The organism is Pseudomonas sp. GGS8 (assembly GCF_024168645.1).
In the GTDB taxonomy this organism is placed as follows: domain Bacteria; phylum Pseudomonadota; class Gammaproteobacteria; order Pseudomonadales; family Pseudomonadaceae; genus Aquipseudomonas.
On the sequence record NZ_JALJWF010000001.1, the window covers coordinates 3,267,445 to 3,281,698 of the forward strand.

Here is a 14,254-nt window from a genome sequence, read left to right on the forward strand (position 1 = left end):
GGTCGGTGTAAGGGGAAAACAGACGCCCACAAAAAAGCCCCGCTTTTGAGGGCGGGGCCTTTTACTAACGCAAGTACAAGTTAGATAACTTGAACTTCTTCAGCTTGCATGCCTTTCTGACCGCGGGTAGCGATGAAAGAAACCTGTTGGCCTTCTTTCAGGCTTTTGAAGCCGTCGGATTGGATAGCTTTGAAGTGAACGAACAGGTCGTCACCGGATTGTGGAGTGATGAAGCCGAAGCCTTTTTCATCGTTGAACCACTTAACGGTACCGGTTTGGCGATTAGACATGGTGTAACTCCTTGAACAAAGATAACTGCGACTCAGGAAGAACCCTGGCCGAGACTGAGTGCAAAGAGCAGGAAAAATTCTTGTAGATGGTTGGATCGAAATTCAACATATCGTGTAGAGATTCTCAGTGACACAAGCAGCACAGTGGCGCCACCTTAACCCTTTTTCCGGAACGTGCCAATGGTTCTTGCGAAGGTTTCTCTTTTTTAATGACTGACGGTGCATAACATGGCGGTGAGGCCCCGGAATTCACGGGGGATCGGCGGGAATTGTCTCCCGGACTTTGAACCCGGAGCGCCTGCCCGGTAAGATGCCGGACAGAATTTTTCCACCTCGCTATTCAGGACACCCGCCATGAGCATCAAATCGGACAAGTGGATTCGCCGCATGGCGCAAGAGCACGGCATGATCGAGCCCTTCGTGGAGCGCCAGATGCGCGGCGAAGGCGCCGAGCGGCTGATTTCCTATGGCGTTTCGAGCTATGGCTACGATGTGCGCTGTGCCGACGAGTTCAAGGTGTTCACCAACATCAATTCGGCAACCGTCGATCCGAAGAATTTCGACGAGAAGAGCTTCGTCGACGTCAAAAGCGATGTCTGCATCATCCCCCCGAACTCCTTCGCCCTGGCGCGCACCGTGGAATTCTTCCGTATTCCGCGCAACGTGCTGACCATTTGCCTGGGTAAAAGCACCTACGCTCGCTGCGGCATTATCGTCAACGTCACGCCGCTTGAGCCCGAGTGGGAAGGCCATGTGACCCTGGAGTTCTCCAACACCACCACCTTGCCGGCGAAGATCTACGCTAACGAAGGCGTGGCGCAGATGCTGTTCTTCGAATCCGACGAAGAGTGCGAAGTCTCCTACAAGGACCGTGGCGGCAAGTATCAGGGCCAGCGTGGCGTGACCCTGCCGCGTACCTGAGTCAACCGTCTGACAAACCGTTGGAATTCCTGAGCGGGCGTACACTCTATGGGGTGTACTGCTCCGATTCGCGCAAGGCGGATCGGGCCATCGCTCAGGAGTGCTTCATGAAGATCGATCCACGAATAAGTGCCGAACTGGCAAGGCTTGAGCCCAATCAGGTTGGTGTGCTGGCCTGGTCCTTGTTGGCACATCCGCCAGTCATGGCAGGGGGCATCCCTACTCAGCCGGATCCCGACACGCCCAACGAAGAGCCACAAGAACCCGGAGAGCCCACTGTGCCGGACAAGCCACCGCCCGCGCCTGTGGCCTGATATCTGTTAACGAAATCCGCTTTTGTAGGAGCGAGGCTTGCCCGCGATGAAGGCAACGCGGTCTATATGATGACCGCGTTATCGTTCTTCGCGGGCAAGCCTCGCTCCTGCAGGACGGTGGCGTTTTATTTCAGGTTACCGCTCAAAAACTGCTGCAACCGCTCACTCTTCGGATTGCCCAGCACGTCTTCCGGTGCGCCTTCTTCTTCCACCAGCCCCTTATGCAGGAACAGCACCTGGCTCGACACCTTGCGAGCGAAGCTCATTTCGTGGGTGACCATGATCATGGTCCGGCCTTCTTCGGCCAGGCCCTGGATCACTTTCAGCACTTCGCCCACCAGTTCCGGGTCCAGCGCGGAGGTCGGTTCGTCGAACAGCATGACTTCCGGCTCCATGGCCAACGCGCGGGCAATGGCTACCCGTTGTTGCTGGCCCCCTGAAAGGAACGCCGGGTACTGATCCGCCACACGCGGCGCCAGGCCAACCTTGTCGAGGTAACGTCGGGCACGGTCCTCGGCTTCCGCCTTGCTGCAACCGAGTACCCGCCGCGGGGCCATGGTGATGTTTTCCAGCACCGTCATGTGGCTCCACAGGTTGAAGTGCTGAAACACCATGGCCAGGCGGGTGCGGATCCGTTGCAGCTCATCGGGGTCGGCTACATGGATGCCGTGACGGTCCTTGACCATGCGGATGTTCTGGTCGTCCAGGCTCATGGTGCCGTCGTTGGGTTGCTCTAGAAAGTTGATACAGCGCAAAAAGGTGCTTTTGCCCGAGCCGCTGGCGCCGATCAGGCTGATGACGTCGCCGGTTTTGGCCTTGAGCGAAACGCCTTTGAGCACCTGATGATCGCCATAGCTTTTATGCAGGCCTTCGATGGTCAGTTTGTACATGGGGCATGCATCCTCAAGGCGAAAGTAGGTAGCCGCTGCGATAGGCTTCGGTGCCCGCGACATGGGCGATCACCATGCCCGCAGTGGCCATGCGGCGCAGCGAACGGGCGTACATCAGCCCGGCGGCGGTGCAACGAACAGGGGTGACGCGATCATTGATCGGGTCGATGATTTCGGCGATCAGTTGCCCGGCCTCCAGGTATTCCCCGGGCAGGGCAGTGAACACCAGCAGCCCGCCCACGGGGGTCGCGACCGGCTCGACACCGGCCAGCGGCGTGGCCGGGTAGGGCAGTTCCGGTAAGGGCGCAGGCTCACCGGCAATCGCGCCGAAGTGAATCAGATAATCGATCAGCGCCTGGCAGTCGAGGCTGGCCAACGGGTGGTTGACGTCGCCCTGGCCACGCAATTCGACGGTGACCGAAAAGCTGCCCAGCGGAATATCGAAATGCTCGCCGAAGCGTTCTTTCAACTGCCACCAGAGCAGAGTGAAGCATTCATCGAACGACTGGCCGCCAGAGTCGGTGGCCAGCAGGCTGGCTTCGGCACCGATGTAACGCGCCAGCGGCTCGACCTGAGGCCAGGCCTCGGGCGTGGTGTAGAGGTGCGCGACGGCTTCGAAATCGCAATGCAGGTCCAGCACCATGTCCGCATCGCAAGCCAGCCGTTGCAGGGTCAGGCGTTGGGATTGCAGTTGCGTGCCAGCGGTCTGGCGCGCCAATGCGTCGCGCAGGCTGCTGCGGATCAGTTCGAGGTTACGTTGCGGATCGTCGCCCAGCAGGCCTTCGATCGCATTGCCGACGTCTTCACTCAAGTCGACGAACCAGCGATTGAAGTTCTGCCCGCTTTCCAGCTCGTAGCGGCCCAGTGGCACGTCCATCAACACTTGTTCCAGGCCGACCGGGTTGGCCACGGGCACCAGCACGATTTCGCTGCGCAGGCGGCCGGCGGCTTCCAGCTCTGCCAGACGCTGTTTGAGGTGCCAGGCCACCAGCATGCCGGGCAATTCATCGGCATGCAGGGAGGACTGAATGTAGATCTTGCCTTTGGCCGCCTGGGGGCCGAAGTGGAAGCTGTGGATCTGTCGCACGGTCCCCGGCAGTGGGGCCAGCAGGTCATGAATCTGGTGGCGCATGTACGAATTGTCCTAGTGAGTCGGCCCGAGGAAGGCCAGCCATCGGCGTTCGGCGAGGCGGAACAGGCCGACCAGCGCAAAGGTAACGGTCAGGTAGATCAGCGCGGCGATGCCGAACGACTGGAACGTCAGAAAGGTCGCGGAGTTGGCGTCGCGAGCGACTTTCAGGACGTCCGGGATGGTCGCGGTGAACGCCACGGTGGTCGAGTGCAGCATCAGGATCACTTCGTTGCTGTAGTAAGGCAACGAGCGACGCAGCGCCGACGGCATGATGATGTAGGCATAGAGCTTCCAGCCTGACAGACCGTAGGCCTTGGCCGCCTCGACTTCACCGTGCGCCATGCTGCGAATCGCCCCGGCGAAGATTTCCGTGGTGTAGGCGCAGGTGTTCAGGGCAAAGGCCAGGATCGTGCAGTTCATCGCATCGCGAAAGAACGCATCAAGGACGGGCTGCGCGCGCACGGCCGCCAGGCTGTAGATGCCGGTGTAACAGATCAGCAGTTGAATATAGAGCGGCGTACCCCGAAACAGATAGGTGTAGAACTGTACCGGCCAGCGCAGATAGAACTTGGGGGAAACCCGAGCGATGGACAGCGGGATCGACACCAGAAAACCGATGAAGATCGACGCACTGAGCAGCCACATGGTCATGGCCAGGCCGGTGATGTTGTAGCCGTCGGTATAAAGGAAGGGTTTCCAGTATTCCTGCAAGAGTTCGATCATCGTACGGCCTCCCGGGAACCGGCGGCGTAGCGACGTTCGAGCCGGCGCAGGACGACGTTGGAGGCGCTGGTGATCAACAGGTAAATCAGTGCGGCGAGCACCAGGAAGTAGAACAGTTGATAGGTGCTTTTACCGGCGTCCTGCGCGGCCTTGACCAGGTCGGCGAGGCCGATGATCGAGACCAGCGCGGTGGCCTTGAGCATCACCATCCAGTTGTTGCCGATACCCGGCAGAGCGAAACGCATCATTTGCGGGAACACCACGAAGCGAAAACGTTGGCCGCGTTTGAGGCCGTAGGCGGTGGCGGCTTCGACCTGGCCCCTTGGCACGGCGAGGATCGCCCCGCGGAACGTTTCGGTGAAGTACGCACCATAAATGAAGCCCAGGGTGATGACCCCGGCGCTGAACGGGTTGATCTCGATGTACTCCCATTCCATGAAATCGGTAAATGAGGTCAGCCAGGTTTGCAGGCTGTAGAAGATCAGCAGCATCAGCACCAGATCCGGCACCCCGCGAATCAGCGTGGTGTAGAGCTGGGCCGGTACCCGCAGCAGTTTGACTTTTGACAGCTTGGCACTGGCGCCCAGCAGGCCGAGCAACACGGCCACCAATAGCGACAACACCGATAATTTGATGGTCATCCAGGTGCCTTCCATCAGCAACGGACCGAAGCCCTGAAGGCTGAAGGCTGAGAGCCCCAGGTTTTGTAAGAGGTTTTCGAACATAAATCAGCAACCTGATCGGATAAAAAAAGCGCCCATCGCGAGATGGGCGCCGGGCATTATTTGCCGCTGTACAGATTCAGATCGCCAAAGTGTTTCTTCTGAATGGTGGCGTAGGTGCCATCGTCGTGTAACGCTTTGATACCTTTATCCAGAAGCGCCTTGAGGTCTTTGTTACCTTTCGAGATACCGATCGCTATTTTGGCAGGCAGCAATTCGCTGTCGACCGGCTTGCTGATTTCGTAATCGGCGCCTTTTGGCGACTTCAGGAAGCCCAGTTCGGCTTGCAGCATGTCCTGGATTGCTGCGTCGAGACGGCCGGAAGTCAGGTCGGAATACACCTGATCCTGGTTTTGATAGGCCTGGGTTTTCACGCCCGCCTTGTCCAGCACGGCTTTGGCATAGGATTCCTGAATGGTGCCTTGCTCGTAACCGACGGTTTTACCCTTCAACGAAGCGACATCTGTGCTCAGACCGGAGCCTTTCTTGAACACGTAGGCGGTAGGGCCGGAGAACAGCTCGCTGGAGAAGTCGATGACTTTTTCGCGGGCGGGCGTGACGGTCATCGAAGAGATCACACCGTCGAATTTATTGGCCTTGAGGCCCGGAATCATGCCGTCGAAATCGCTTTCGACCCATTTACACTTGACCTTCAACTCGGCGCAGATCGCATTGCCCAGGTCGATGTCGAAGCCTACCAGACTACCGTCGGCTGCTTTGGACTCGAACGGCGCGTAGGAAGGGTCAACGCCAAAACGCAATTCTTTGTATTCCTTTGCCAGCGCGGAGCCGGCAGCCATGCACAACGCCAGTGCAGAAAGGGTCAGCAATGCTTTTTTCATTATTCAATCCCTAAGAACCAATATGAGCGCTTGTGGCGCAGAAGTACTGTTACTGAAAAGCGTAAGACCCATTAAAAGTAGCAATTTCCGAACCAGAGTCCCGAACAAGCGTTTTAAAAGATGACTCAGGAAATGGCAAAGCGGGATTTGTGCACGAAAACGGGCATTGCCGGATTCCTGCGCCTGGATGGTGCGCAGAGTGGCGAGAGGCGAGCCCTGAGGCCGTTAAGTTAAGACGCAAATACTGTAGGAGCGTGGCTTGCCCGCGAAGAATGCACCGCGGTTTTTCAGGTATTACGCGTCATCGTTCTTCGCGGGCAAGCCACGCTCCCACAGGTTCTGTGCCTGACTTCCCGGCATCAGGGCTTGCCCCTTCGCCACCGGATCAGGCCAGCAAATCCTGCAACGTCGCCAGGCTGTCAGCTTCTTCCACCGATTTATCCAGTCGCCAGCGCAACATCCGCGGAAACCGCACCGCTATCCCGCTCGGGTGCCGTTTCGACGGGGCAATGCTCTCGAATCCCAGCTCAAACACCAGGCTCGGTTTCACCCGGATCACCGGTCCGGATTGTTCCACCGTGGTCTTGCGTACGATGCTGTCGATCTGGCGGATTTCTTCGTTGGTCAACCCGGAGTAGGCCTTGGCGAAAGGCACCAGTGTTCGCTCGCTGGCATCGGGTGGGCCGTCCCACACGGCGAAGGTGTAATCGGTGTAGAGACTGGCCTGGCGGCCATGACCCTGCTGGGCATGGATCAAAACTGCATCGACACTGAACGGGTCGACTTTCCATTTCCACCATACGCCCGTGTCTTTGTTCCGCCCGACGCCATACTGCGCATCGCGGGCCTTGAGCATCATGCCTTCGACCCCCAGTTTGCGAGAGGCTTCCCGTTGGCGTGCGAGGTCGAACCAGTCTTCGCCGATCAACATGGGCGAGGCCAGTAACACCGGGTTTGCGCAGGTGGTGACGAGGTGTTCCAACTGAGCGCGGCGCACGGCCTGAGTCTGGTTGCGCAAATCCTGACCCTGCCATTCCAGCAGGTCAAAGGCCTGGAGGACCACGGGCACCTCATTGAGGATTTTCTTGTCCAGTGTGTTACGGCTGCCGCGTTTTTGCAGCAGGGCGAAGGGCTGCACCGCCAGCGATGTTGGCGATTGCCGGCCGGAAGCGTTCCCGGAGCCCGAGGGCGCGGTTTTCCAGGCGACGATTTCACCGTCGATCACCGTGCCGTCGGGCAAGCCGTGGACCAGGCTGCCCAGTTCAGGGAAACGTTCGGTCACCAGTTCTTCACCTCGCGACCAGACCCACAAGCGCCCATCGCGCTTGACCACTTGGGCGCGGATGCCGTCCCATTTCCACTCCACTTGCCATTGGCTGGCCGGGCCGAGCAGGGCTTCGAACTGCTCAACCGGTTGCGACAACGCGTGGGCAAGGAAAAACAGGTAGGGCTGGCCACCCCGTTGGGCCTGTTCATCGGCTGCTTCAGGGGCAATCAGCTTCAGGTAACTGGCGGCGTTCGGGCGGTGCGACGGGTCGGTGTAACCCACCAGCCGTTGCGCTAGGCATTTGCTGTCGAGCCCGGCCGTGGCTGCCACGGCGCGGGTGAGCAGCGATTTGGAGACACCGACACGGAAACTACCGGTGATCAGTTTGATGCACAACATCAGGCTCTGGCGATCCAGTTGCGCCCACAGCGCGGGCAGGCGTTCGGCGAGGACCCGCGGAGGCGCGCTGCGCAACGGAAGCAGTTTGTTTTCAATCCACACCGTCAGTCTGTCGGTGGACGTGTGAGGCGTTTCGGGCAGCACCAGCGAAATGGTTTCCGCCAGATCACCCACCGCCAGGTAGCTTTCCTCGAACAACCAGGGCGAGAGCCCGGAACACGCGATTGCCACGTCGCGCAGCACCCGTACCGGCACCCCTTGCCGAGGCCGCCCGCCGGCCAGCAAATACACCGCCCAGGCGGCGTCTTCGGGCGTGGCCTGGGCAAAGTAATGCTGCATCGCCGCCAGTTTGGCGTTGCTTGAGGTGGTGGCATCGAGTTCGGCATACAGCTCGGCGAAGACTTTCATGCCTGCACCTCGTCGCTCTCGGGTTCGAGGGCTGCGTTGCCCTCGTCGTCGCCGTATTCGGTGCCGATTCCTATGGCATCGAGGCCCTGTTCGCGCAGATGCCGCACCAGCACGCCGATCGATCCATGGGTGACCTTCACCCGCTCGGCCCCGGACTGCTCGATGGCCCAGAGCAGGCCAGGCCAATCGGCGTGATCGGAGAGCACGAAACCACGATTCACGCCATGCCGCCGCCGCGTGCCGCGCAAACGCATCCAACCGCAGGCGAGGGCATCGCTGTAGTTGCCGAAGCGCCGTGCCCAATTGCTGGCGCCAGTTGCAGGCGGCGCGAGGACCAGCGCTTTGCGCATCATCGGATCCTGCTTTTTTACTTCGCAGGCATAAATCGTTGGCGGTAAATAGATACCGCTCTGGCGATAAAACTGATTGATCGGTTCAACCGCGCCATGCACCAGGATGGGGCCCAGGCTGGCATCGATGCCATGAAGAATCCGCTGAGCCTTGCCGAGGGCATGGCAGAGCAGCACGCTGGTTTTGTCGACTGCGGCATTGCTCTGCCACCACTGATTGATCTCGGCAAGGATCTGCGCCTGGGGTTGCCAGCGGTAAATCGGCAGGCCAAACGTCGATTCTGTGATGAAGGTGTGACAGCGCACCGGTTCGAACGGTGCACAGGCGCCGTCGGGCTCTGTGTTGTAATCACCGGAGGCGACCCAGACCTCACCGCCGCATTCCAGCCGCACCTGGGCTGAGCCGAGCATGTGGCCTGCGGGGTGAAAACTCAGTTTCACCCCGTGATGCAGCAATTGCTCGCCATAGGGCAGCGTTTGCAGGTTGATGTCCTGGCCCAGCTGCGCGCGCAGGATGCCTGCACCCGGTGCCGCCGCCAGATAGTGTTGATTGCCACGGCGAGCATGGTCGCTATGAGCATGGGTGATGACTGAACGCTCGACGGGGCGCCACGGGTCGATATAAAAATCCCCGCGCGGACAGTACAAACCTTCAGGACGTGCGATAACAAGGTCCATATTGTTACCAGAATGGAGAGGCCTGTTAGCTAGGAGATTTGCCTGAGACGAGAAGTTCTATTTATTTTCAAGGAAAAATGAAGGCGTTAATCCGGCCGCTTTCGCGAGCAGGCTCGCTCCCACATTTAACAGGTGTCATGCACAGAATCTGCGCCTGGTCCGGTCAACTAATGTGGGAGCGAGCCTGCTCGCGATGACGATGTCCGGCTCGCTGATAAAATCGAACGAGAGGCCGCTATCGCGAGGAGGGAGTTACTTGCCAGGCGTCAACGTCAGTCGCGTCTTGCCATACACCTTGTCAAAGTTCTGCGGCTGCATCGGCAGGCTCATGTATTGACCCTTGAGCCATGCATCGACGCTGTCGAGATAGTGCGGGCTGGCCGGATTGCCGGATTGGCCGGTAGCGTTCTGGCCCATCAGCGGTTCGGCCTGGCCGAAGTCGACGATAAAGCGCATGGCCGGGGCCTGCGTGGTGTTGAAGTCCTGACCCCAGGCGAATGAGGCGGTGTTGAGCGTGGTGTGATCGCCGCCGGCCGCCAGTGGACCGCGCACGGTCTGGCCGATGGCGTTTTTCCACTCGTAGCGGTGCAGTTTGCCCCACTGCCAGGCTTTGTGATCACCGCCCAACTGACTGTCACCCGCGCTGATAGCGGCCGCGAGACTACGAGCCAGGATCGCCGGTTTGTCTTCTTTCTGCGCGGTGCGTACGTCATCCCAGAACGGGCTGTCCTCACGCCCAAGCAGGTGATCGGCCTGGGCGGCGTAGGATAATTTGCCGTTGGCGATAAAGGCTTTCCACGCCGGGCTGCTTTCCGGGCCCAGTTCGTCGAGGAAAATCTGTTTAGTGCTTTCCTGCAGGAACAACTCGTAAATCGCCGCGTCGGCGGAAGTCGGGCTGAGTTTGCCGTCGAAGGCCATCAAGCGGGTATAAGCCTCGCGAGCCTTGCCGCGATCGGCCACCGGCAACGCTTCGATGGCCTGTTTGAGCGGCTGGGACATGCCCGGCGCTTCAAACATCTTCTTCAGTTTGGTGGCGAAGGTGGTGGTCTGGTCATATTGCATGGCGATCAGGCTACGGGTGTCGTGTTTGCCCACGCCCGCCAGTTCGGCCATGCGTTCGCCACGCTCCGGAGCCGCCCAGGAATTGGACAATTGCATGCCGTAGCCATGGGGAATGACCCGCTGGTTGGCGGTGCCGAGCCAGCCTTGTGCCGGGTCCTGGTCATACGGATGGAGCATCGGGTCGGCGTAACCGTCCCAGTCGTAGCGACCTTCCCAGCCCGGCGACGGCAGCAAGCCTTCGCCTTCGCGACGGTTCGGGTAGCGACCGGTGACTTGCCAGCCGATGTTACTGGCATCGGCAAACACCAGATTCAGGGCGATGGCGCGTATTTCACGGCTGGCGTCCGATGCCTTCTCGGCGCTCTGTGCCCGGGACAGGTCGAAAAACGCATCCAGGGTTTTGTCGTCAGTGAAGTCCGGCGCCTGCAAGGCCAAGCCGAAACCATTCGCAAGCGCAGTGCCTTGGGCGCTGTTGAGCAGTGGCCCGTGGCGGGTTTCGTACACCGCTTCGCGAATCGATCGCTGGCCTTTGACGAAGTAAGTTTCGTTGCGCACGATCGCCGGCTGCCATTTGCCGCCCACTTCGTAGGCAAGGCCATTGCCCTGGCGTTTGATTTTTTCCAGGAACAGGTCCTGGTTGTCGCCCATGACCGTGGTCATGCTCCACGCCACTTTGCCGTTGAAACCAGCGAGCACCATCGGTAGTCCGGCAATGGTTACGCCGGAGGCCTGGTATTTCGGTGCACGAATCTGCACGTAACTGAACAACGACGGGACGCCCAGCGGTCCATGGCTGTCGCTGGCCAGCAGGCTTTTGCCGCTGCGGCTGCGTTGCGGTGCGATCGCCCAGTTGTTCGAGGAGGTAGCGCCCAGCAGATTCAGATCCGACAGTTGGCCGGTGGCCTTGCTGATTTCGTTCAGCCCTGGGATTTGCCCGGTGAGTTTGATGCCCTGAAGTTTTTCAGCTTCAGCCACCGGCAGTTTTTCGTCGGGGGCCGAAGGTGTCAGCCACACCAGCTTGTCGGTGCTGACGGTCTGGGCCAGCAGCAGCGAGGAAATTTCTTCCGGCAGGTTCGCCGATTGGCTGAAATTCAGCAGGCAGAATATCAGCGCCGAATCTTCCGGCTTCCAGTATTCAGGCTTGTAGCCGGTGGCCGCGAGGTCCGCAGGCAGTTTGTCGCGATAGCGGAACAGGTAGGCGTTGACCCCGCGGGCATAGACTTCGAAGAACCGCTTGAGGCGTGGCGACGAGGCCTTATACAGCTCATCCGCGCTTTTCTTCAGATTGACCGCACGCATGTAGCGGTCGGCATCGAGCAGGTCCGCGCCGGACATCTCCGCCAGACGGCCCTGGGCCAACAGGCGCAGAGTGACCATTTGGCTGATGCGGTCGCTGGCGTGCACGTAGCCGAGGGTGAACAGGGCATCGTGGAAGCTGTTGCTCTCGATCAGCGGCATGCCCATGGCATTGCGACGAACCGAAACGTTCTGCGCCAGACCCTTGAGCGCTTGCACGCCAGAGGTGGGCGGGAGGGTGTCCTGGGCGTTCCAGGTCTGACAACCGGTCAGGCTCAAAACACCGGCCACTGCTGCGGCAACGCCGAACCGGGGAAGAAAATGTGTAAGGGCTGGCGAGGCCATGGCAAAGCTCCTGCGGGGGTAGTGACGCGATAAAGGCGCTACGTTAGTGAGCAGGAGGTGGCCGCGCAAGCGGGGTATGAGGTTATTTCAGGAAATGTCTGATAAACCCTGACTGGCGAGCGACGCGCCCCCGTGGCGAGGGGGCTTGCCCCCGTTGGAGCGCGCAGCGGTCCCAAGAACAATCACCCTGTTTACTTGAAGAAACGAGGTGGCAGGTTCCACGACTGCTGCGCAGCCGAACGGGGCGGTGCGGCGGTCCGACAAGCCCCCTGCCACAACAAGCTTCCCCACTACAGGGTTCGGGTTTTCCTCAGGATTTCGGCGGGTTGACCTTGGCCACCAACGCATACGCCTTTACCGTCGCCGGGCGGTTCTGGATGTGGTTGAACCAGCGCAGCACGTTGGGGAAGTCTTCCAGGTTCTGGCTCTGCCATTTATGGGAAACGATCCACGGGTAGATCGCCATGTCGGCAATGCTGTATTCACTGCCGGCAACAAAGTCATTATTCGCCAGTTGTTTGTCGAGCACTCCATACAGGCGGGCGGTTTCGTCGATGTAGCGCTTGATCGCGTAAGGGATTTTCTCCGGCGCGAACCGGCTGAAGTGATGATTCTGCCCGGCCATCGGCCCCAAGCCGCCCATCTGCCAGAACAGCCATTGCAGCGCTTGCTGGCGCCCGCGCAGGTCCTTGGGCAAAAACTTGCCGGTTTTCTCCGCCAGGTACTGAAGAATCGCCCCCGACTCAAACACCGACAATGGAGCACCGCCGTCGGCCGGCTCATGGTCGACGATGGCCGGGATTTTATTGTTCGGCGAGACTTTCAGGAATTCGGGTTTGAACTGCTCGTTCTGGCTGATATTGATCGGGTAAACGTTGTACGGCAGGCCGGCTTCTTCCAGGAATAGCGAAATCTTGTGGCCGTTGGGGGTGGTCCAGTAATACAGGTCGATCATGAAGTACTCCACATCAAGAGACATCGTCAGGTACGGACAGCGACCGTCGGCATCAGGTCGTCCTGTTTGCGTTTGATGGCTTGCCAGTAGCAAGAGGTGATGCTGAAGTGCGGATAATTCAATGATCTCGCATGAGAAAAGACGGCATGGAGCTTAAGACCAACGCGGCGCTGATCATCATCGATCAACAAAAAGGCATCCTGCATCCCAGGTTGGGGCGTCGAAACAACCCTCAGGCCGAAGAGCGCATCCTGGAATTGCTGGGGCACTGGCGTCGAACCGGGCGGCCGGTGATTCATGTGCAGCACCTTTCCCGCTCAGCGGATTCGGTGTTCTGGCCGCAGCAATCGGGGGTGGAGTTTCAAGAACGTTTTCAACCCTTGAGCGGCGAGCAAGTGGTTCAGAAGCAGGTGCCGGATGCATTTTGTTCGACCGGGCTGGAAGCGAGTCTGCGCGAGGCGGAGATTGATCAGGTGATCATCGTTGGCGTGGCGACCCATAACTCAGTGGAGTCTACGGCGCGAACGGCCGGGAATCTGGGGTTTGAGGCGTGGGTGGCGGAGGATGCGTGCTTTACCTTCGACAAGGCGGACTTTTTCGGCAATGCCCATTGCGCCGAAGAAGTGCATGCGATGTCGCTGGGGAATTTGCATGGGGAATATGCGACGGTCGTCAGCACCGCAGAAATATTAAAGACTGGCTGAACACCTGTGGGCGCGCGCTTGCTCGCGATAGCGGTGTGTCAGGCTCGGGGATGTTGGATGTACCACCGTCATCGCGGGCAATCCTGCTCCCACAGAGATTTGTGTCGTACGCGGAATCTGTGAACGACGATAACCCCTGTGGGAGCGGGCTTGCCCGCGATAGCGATTCAAAAGGCGAGAAAAACGCTCGCCCGAAGCCTCAAGCGCCGTGGCACTTCTTGAATTTCTTGCCGTTGCCGCACGGGCAAGGGTCGTTACGGCCGACGTCTTTCAAGGCATTGCGCACCGGTTCCTGGTGGGCGTGGCCGCAGTTTGGGCCGTGGACATGGCCATGGTCGTGATCATGGTGGTCGTGATGGTCATGATCGTGGTTGCAGTCAGGGCCATGGACGTGGGGTTGCTGAGTCATCGGGGTCGCTCCGGAATTAAATCGGCGGCGATTATCACGCCATTGCGCGCCAGGTGCACGTAGTGCGCGATGAATAAACCGGTTTCCAGCGTTCCTTCCAGGCGATAGGGGATGGGTTGGTCGGGTTTTTTCAGTAATTTCACCAGGTCCCGGACTTTGGGCCACAGGTTGGTGCGGATCGGTACCTTGAAATAGGCGCTGCGTTTGGGGCCGACAGTGAACCAATGTTCGTGTTCGCCTTCGGCCAGCAGGATGTCCCCCAGGTGAATGCGATATTCCAGAGCGCGCACCGTCAGGTCTTCGTCATTGGGGTTGTCGACGCGAAAATGCAGCAGGAATTTCTGCTCCAGCAACTTGGCCCGGACCACCTCGACCTTGACCAGATGCACTTGTGGATCCGGCAGGTCGTTGCTGAACCACGAGGCGCAGCCGCCGAGTCCCAGGAACAGAAGCAGGGCGGTTAGCTGCAATGCGCGCCGGCGGGTGGTCATGGTCGTATTTCTCCTTTTGTAGCAGCAGCCTCGCAAGCTCGACAGCTGCTACAGGG

Annotated in this window: 15 protein-coding genes; 3 read left to right on the top strand and 12 right to left on the bottom strand. The window is 59.4% G+C overall.

The genetic code is table 11. The features are described from left to right. Positions 1-80: 80 nt before the first annotated feature. Positions 81-290, bottom strand: a complete 210-nt coding sequence (locus J3D54_RS14745; protein WP_002554837.1) for a cold-shock protein — start codon at positions 288-290, stop codon at positions 81-83. 354 nt (positions 291-644) lie between these two features. Here J3D54_RS14745 and dcd point away from each other — a divergent pair, with 354 nt between their 5' ends. Further along, a complete protein-coding gene (dcd, locus tag J3D54_RS14750; protein WP_253419367.1) occupies positions 645-1,211 on the top strand; it encodes a dCTP deaminase in 567 nt (188 codons plus the stop codon). Between the two features lie 107 nt (positions 1,212-1,318). Then, on the top strand, positions 1,319-1,525 hold the full coding sequence (locus J3D54_RS14755) for a hypothetical protein (RefSeq protein WP_253419370.1): 207 nt from the start codon (positions 1,319-1,321) through the stop codon (positions 1,523-1,525). 125 nt (positions 1,526-1,650) lie between these two features. Here the strand turns inward: J3D54_RS14755 and J3D54_RS14760 are convergent, their stop codons facing one another. The 9 genes from J3D54_RS14760 to J3D54_RS14800 all read right to left on the bottom strand — a co-directional run bounded on the left by J3D54_RS14760 (position 1,651) and on the right by J3D54_RS14800 (position 12,594). Next, complete coding sequence (locus tag J3D54_RS14760) at positions 1,651-2,415, bottom strand: ABC transporter ATP-binding protein (RefSeq protein WP_253419373.1); 765 nt, start codon at positions 2,413-2,415, stop codon at positions 1,651-1,653. Between the two features lie 13 nt (positions 2,416-2,428). After that, positions 2,429-3,547, bottom strand: coding sequence for a succinylglutamate desuccinylase/aspartoacylase family protein (locus J3D54_RS14765; RefSeq protein ID WP_253419376.1), 1,119 nt, complete (start codon positions 3,545-3,547; stop codon positions 2,429-2,431). A gap of 12 nt (positions 3,548-3,559) precedes the next feature. After that, complete coding sequence (locus J3D54_RS14770) at positions 3,560-4,270, bottom strand: ABC transporter permease (RefSeq protein WP_019580964.1); 711 nt, start codon at positions 4,268-4,270, stop codon at positions 3,560-3,562. Further along, positions 4,267-4,995, bottom strand: a complete 729-nt coding sequence (locus tag J3D54_RS14775; protein ID WP_253419379.1) for an ABC transporter permease — start codon at positions 4,993-4,995, stop codon at positions 4,267-4,269. Before J3D54_RS14775 ends, J3D54_RS14770 begins: the two co-directional genes overlap by 4 nt. 56 nt (positions 4,996-5,051) lie before the next feature. Further along, positions 5,052-5,834 carry a transporter substrate-binding domain-containing protein gene (locus J3D54_RS14780; RefSeq protein WP_253419382.1) on the bottom strand — a complete coding sequence of 261 codons (783 nt, stop codon included), beginning with the start codon at positions 5,832-5,834 and terminating at the stop codon, positions 5,052-5,054. Positions 5,835-6,219: 385 nt separating this feature from the next. Beyond that, complete coding sequence (locus J3D54_RS14785; RefSeq protein ID WP_253419386.1) at positions 6,220-7,908, bottom strand: ATP-dependent DNA ligase; 1,689 nt, start codon at positions 7,906-7,908, stop codon at positions 6,220-6,222. Beyond that, on the bottom strand, positions 7,905-8,936 hold the full coding sequence (locus J3D54_RS14790) for a ligase-associated DNA damage response exonuclease (RefSeq protein ID WP_253419388.1): 1,032 nt from the start codon (positions 8,934-8,936) through the stop codon (positions 7,905-7,907). The genes J3D54_RS14785 and J3D54_RS14790 overlap by 4 nt, the downstream gene beginning before the upstream one ends. Before the next feature lie 252 nt (positions 8,937-9,188). Next, complete coding sequence (locus J3D54_RS14795; protein ID WP_253419390.1) at positions 9,189-11,639, bottom strand: penicillin acylase family protein; 2,451 nt, start codon at positions 11,637-11,639, stop codon at positions 9,189-9,191. Between the two features lie 310 nt (positions 11,640-11,949). After that, positions 11,950-12,594 carry a glutathione binding-like protein gene (locus J3D54_RS14800; RefSeq protein WP_253419392.1) on the bottom strand — a complete coding sequence of 215 codons (645 nt, stop codon included), beginning with the start codon at positions 12,592-12,594 and terminating at the stop codon, positions 11,950-11,952. Between the two features lie 146 nt (positions 12,595-12,740). Here J3D54_RS14800 and J3D54_RS14805 point away from each other — a divergent pair, with 146 nt between their 5' ends. Next, positions 12,741-13,298: a cysteine hydrolase family protein gene (locus J3D54_RS14805; RefSeq protein ID WP_253426625.1), complete on the top strand. Its 558-nt coding sequence runs from the start codon at positions 12,741-12,743 to the stop codon at positions 13,296-13,298. A 199-nt stretch (positions 13,299-13,497) separates the two neighbouring features. On the opposite strand, the gene J3D54_RS14810 is transcribed toward J3D54_RS14805, so the two are convergent. Together J3D54_RS14810 and J3D54_RS14815 are read right to left on the bottom strand one after the other, a co-directional pair. Then, entirely contained in the window at positions 13,498-13,707 is a 210-nt protein-coding gene (locus J3D54_RS14810) for an SEC-C metal-binding domain-containing protein (RefSeq protein WP_007906737.1), read from the bottom strand. Then, positions 13,704-14,198 carry an LEA type 2 family protein gene (locus tag J3D54_RS14815; RefSeq protein ID WP_253419394.1) on the bottom strand — a complete coding sequence of 165 codons (495 nt, stop codon included), beginning with the start codon at positions 14,196-14,198 and terminating at the stop codon, positions 13,704-13,706. The genes J3D54_RS14810 and J3D54_RS14815 overlap by 4 nt, the downstream gene beginning before the upstream one ends. Between the last annotated feature and the right edge of the window lie 56 nt (positions 14,199-14,254).

What these genes read in the sequence shown, in the direction of transcription:
- J3D54_RS14745 (WP_002554837.1), bottom strand. Translation starts at nt 290, where the DNA reads ATGTCTAATCGCCAAACCGGTACCGTTAAGTGGTTCAACGATGAAAAA.
- dcd (WP_253419367.1), top strand. Translation starts at nt 645, where the DNA reads ATGAGCATCAAATCGGACAAGTGGATTCGCCGCATGGCGCAAGAGCAC.
- J3D54_RS14755 (WP_253419370.1), top strand. Translation starts at nt 1,319, where the DNA reads ATGAAGATCGATCCACGAATAAGTGCCGAACTGGCAAGGCTTGAGCCC.
- J3D54_RS14760 (WP_253419373.1), bottom strand. Translation starts at nt 2,415, where the DNA reads ATGTACAAACTGACCATCGAAGGCCTGCATAAAAGCTATGGCGATCAT.
- J3D54_RS14765 (WP_253419376.1), bottom strand. Translation starts at nt 3,547, where the DNA reads ATGCGCCACCAGATTCATGACCTGCTGGCCCCACTGCCGGGGACCGTG.
- J3D54_RS14770 (WP_019580964.1), bottom strand. Translation starts at nt 4,270, where the DNA reads ATGATCGAACTCTTGCAGGAATACTGGAAACCCTTCCTTTATACCGAC.
- J3D54_RS14775 (WP_253419379.1), bottom strand. Translation starts at nt 4,995, where the DNA reads ATGTTCGAAAACCTCTTACAAAACCTGGGGCTCTCAGCCTTCAGCCTT.
- J3D54_RS14780 (WP_253419382.1), bottom strand. Translation starts at nt 5,834, where the DNA reads ATGAAAAAAGCATTGCTGACCCTTTCTGCACTGGCGTTGTGCATGGCT.
- J3D54_RS14785 (WP_253419386.1), bottom strand. Translation starts at nt 7,908, where the DNA reads ATGAAAGTCTTCGCCGAGCTGTATGCCGAACTCGATGCCACCACCTCA.
- J3D54_RS14790 (WP_253419388.1), bottom strand. Translation starts at nt 8,936, where the DNA reads ATGGACCTTGTTATCGCACGTCCTGAAGGTTTGTACTGTCCGCGCGGG.
- J3D54_RS14795 (WP_253419390.1), bottom strand. Translation starts at nt 11,639, where the DNA reads ATGGCCTCGCCAGCCCTTACACATTTTCTTCCCCGGTTCGGCGTTGCC.
- J3D54_RS14800 (WP_253419392.1), bottom strand. Translation starts at nt 12,594, where the DNA reads ATGATCGACCTGTATTACTGGACCACCCCCAACGGCCACAAGATTTCG.
- J3D54_RS14805 (WP_253426625.1), top strand. Translation starts at nt 12,741, where the DNA reads ATGGAGCTTAAGACCAACGCGGCGCTGATCATCATCGATCAACAAAAA.
- J3D54_RS14810 (WP_007906737.1), bottom strand. Translation starts at nt 13,707, where the DNA reads ATGACTCAGCAACCCCACGTCCATGGCCCTGACTGCAACCACGATCAT.
- J3D54_RS14815 (WP_253419394.1), bottom strand. Translation starts at nt 14,198, where the DNA reads ATGACCACCCGCCGGCGCGCATTGCAGCTAACCGCCCTGCTTCTGTTC.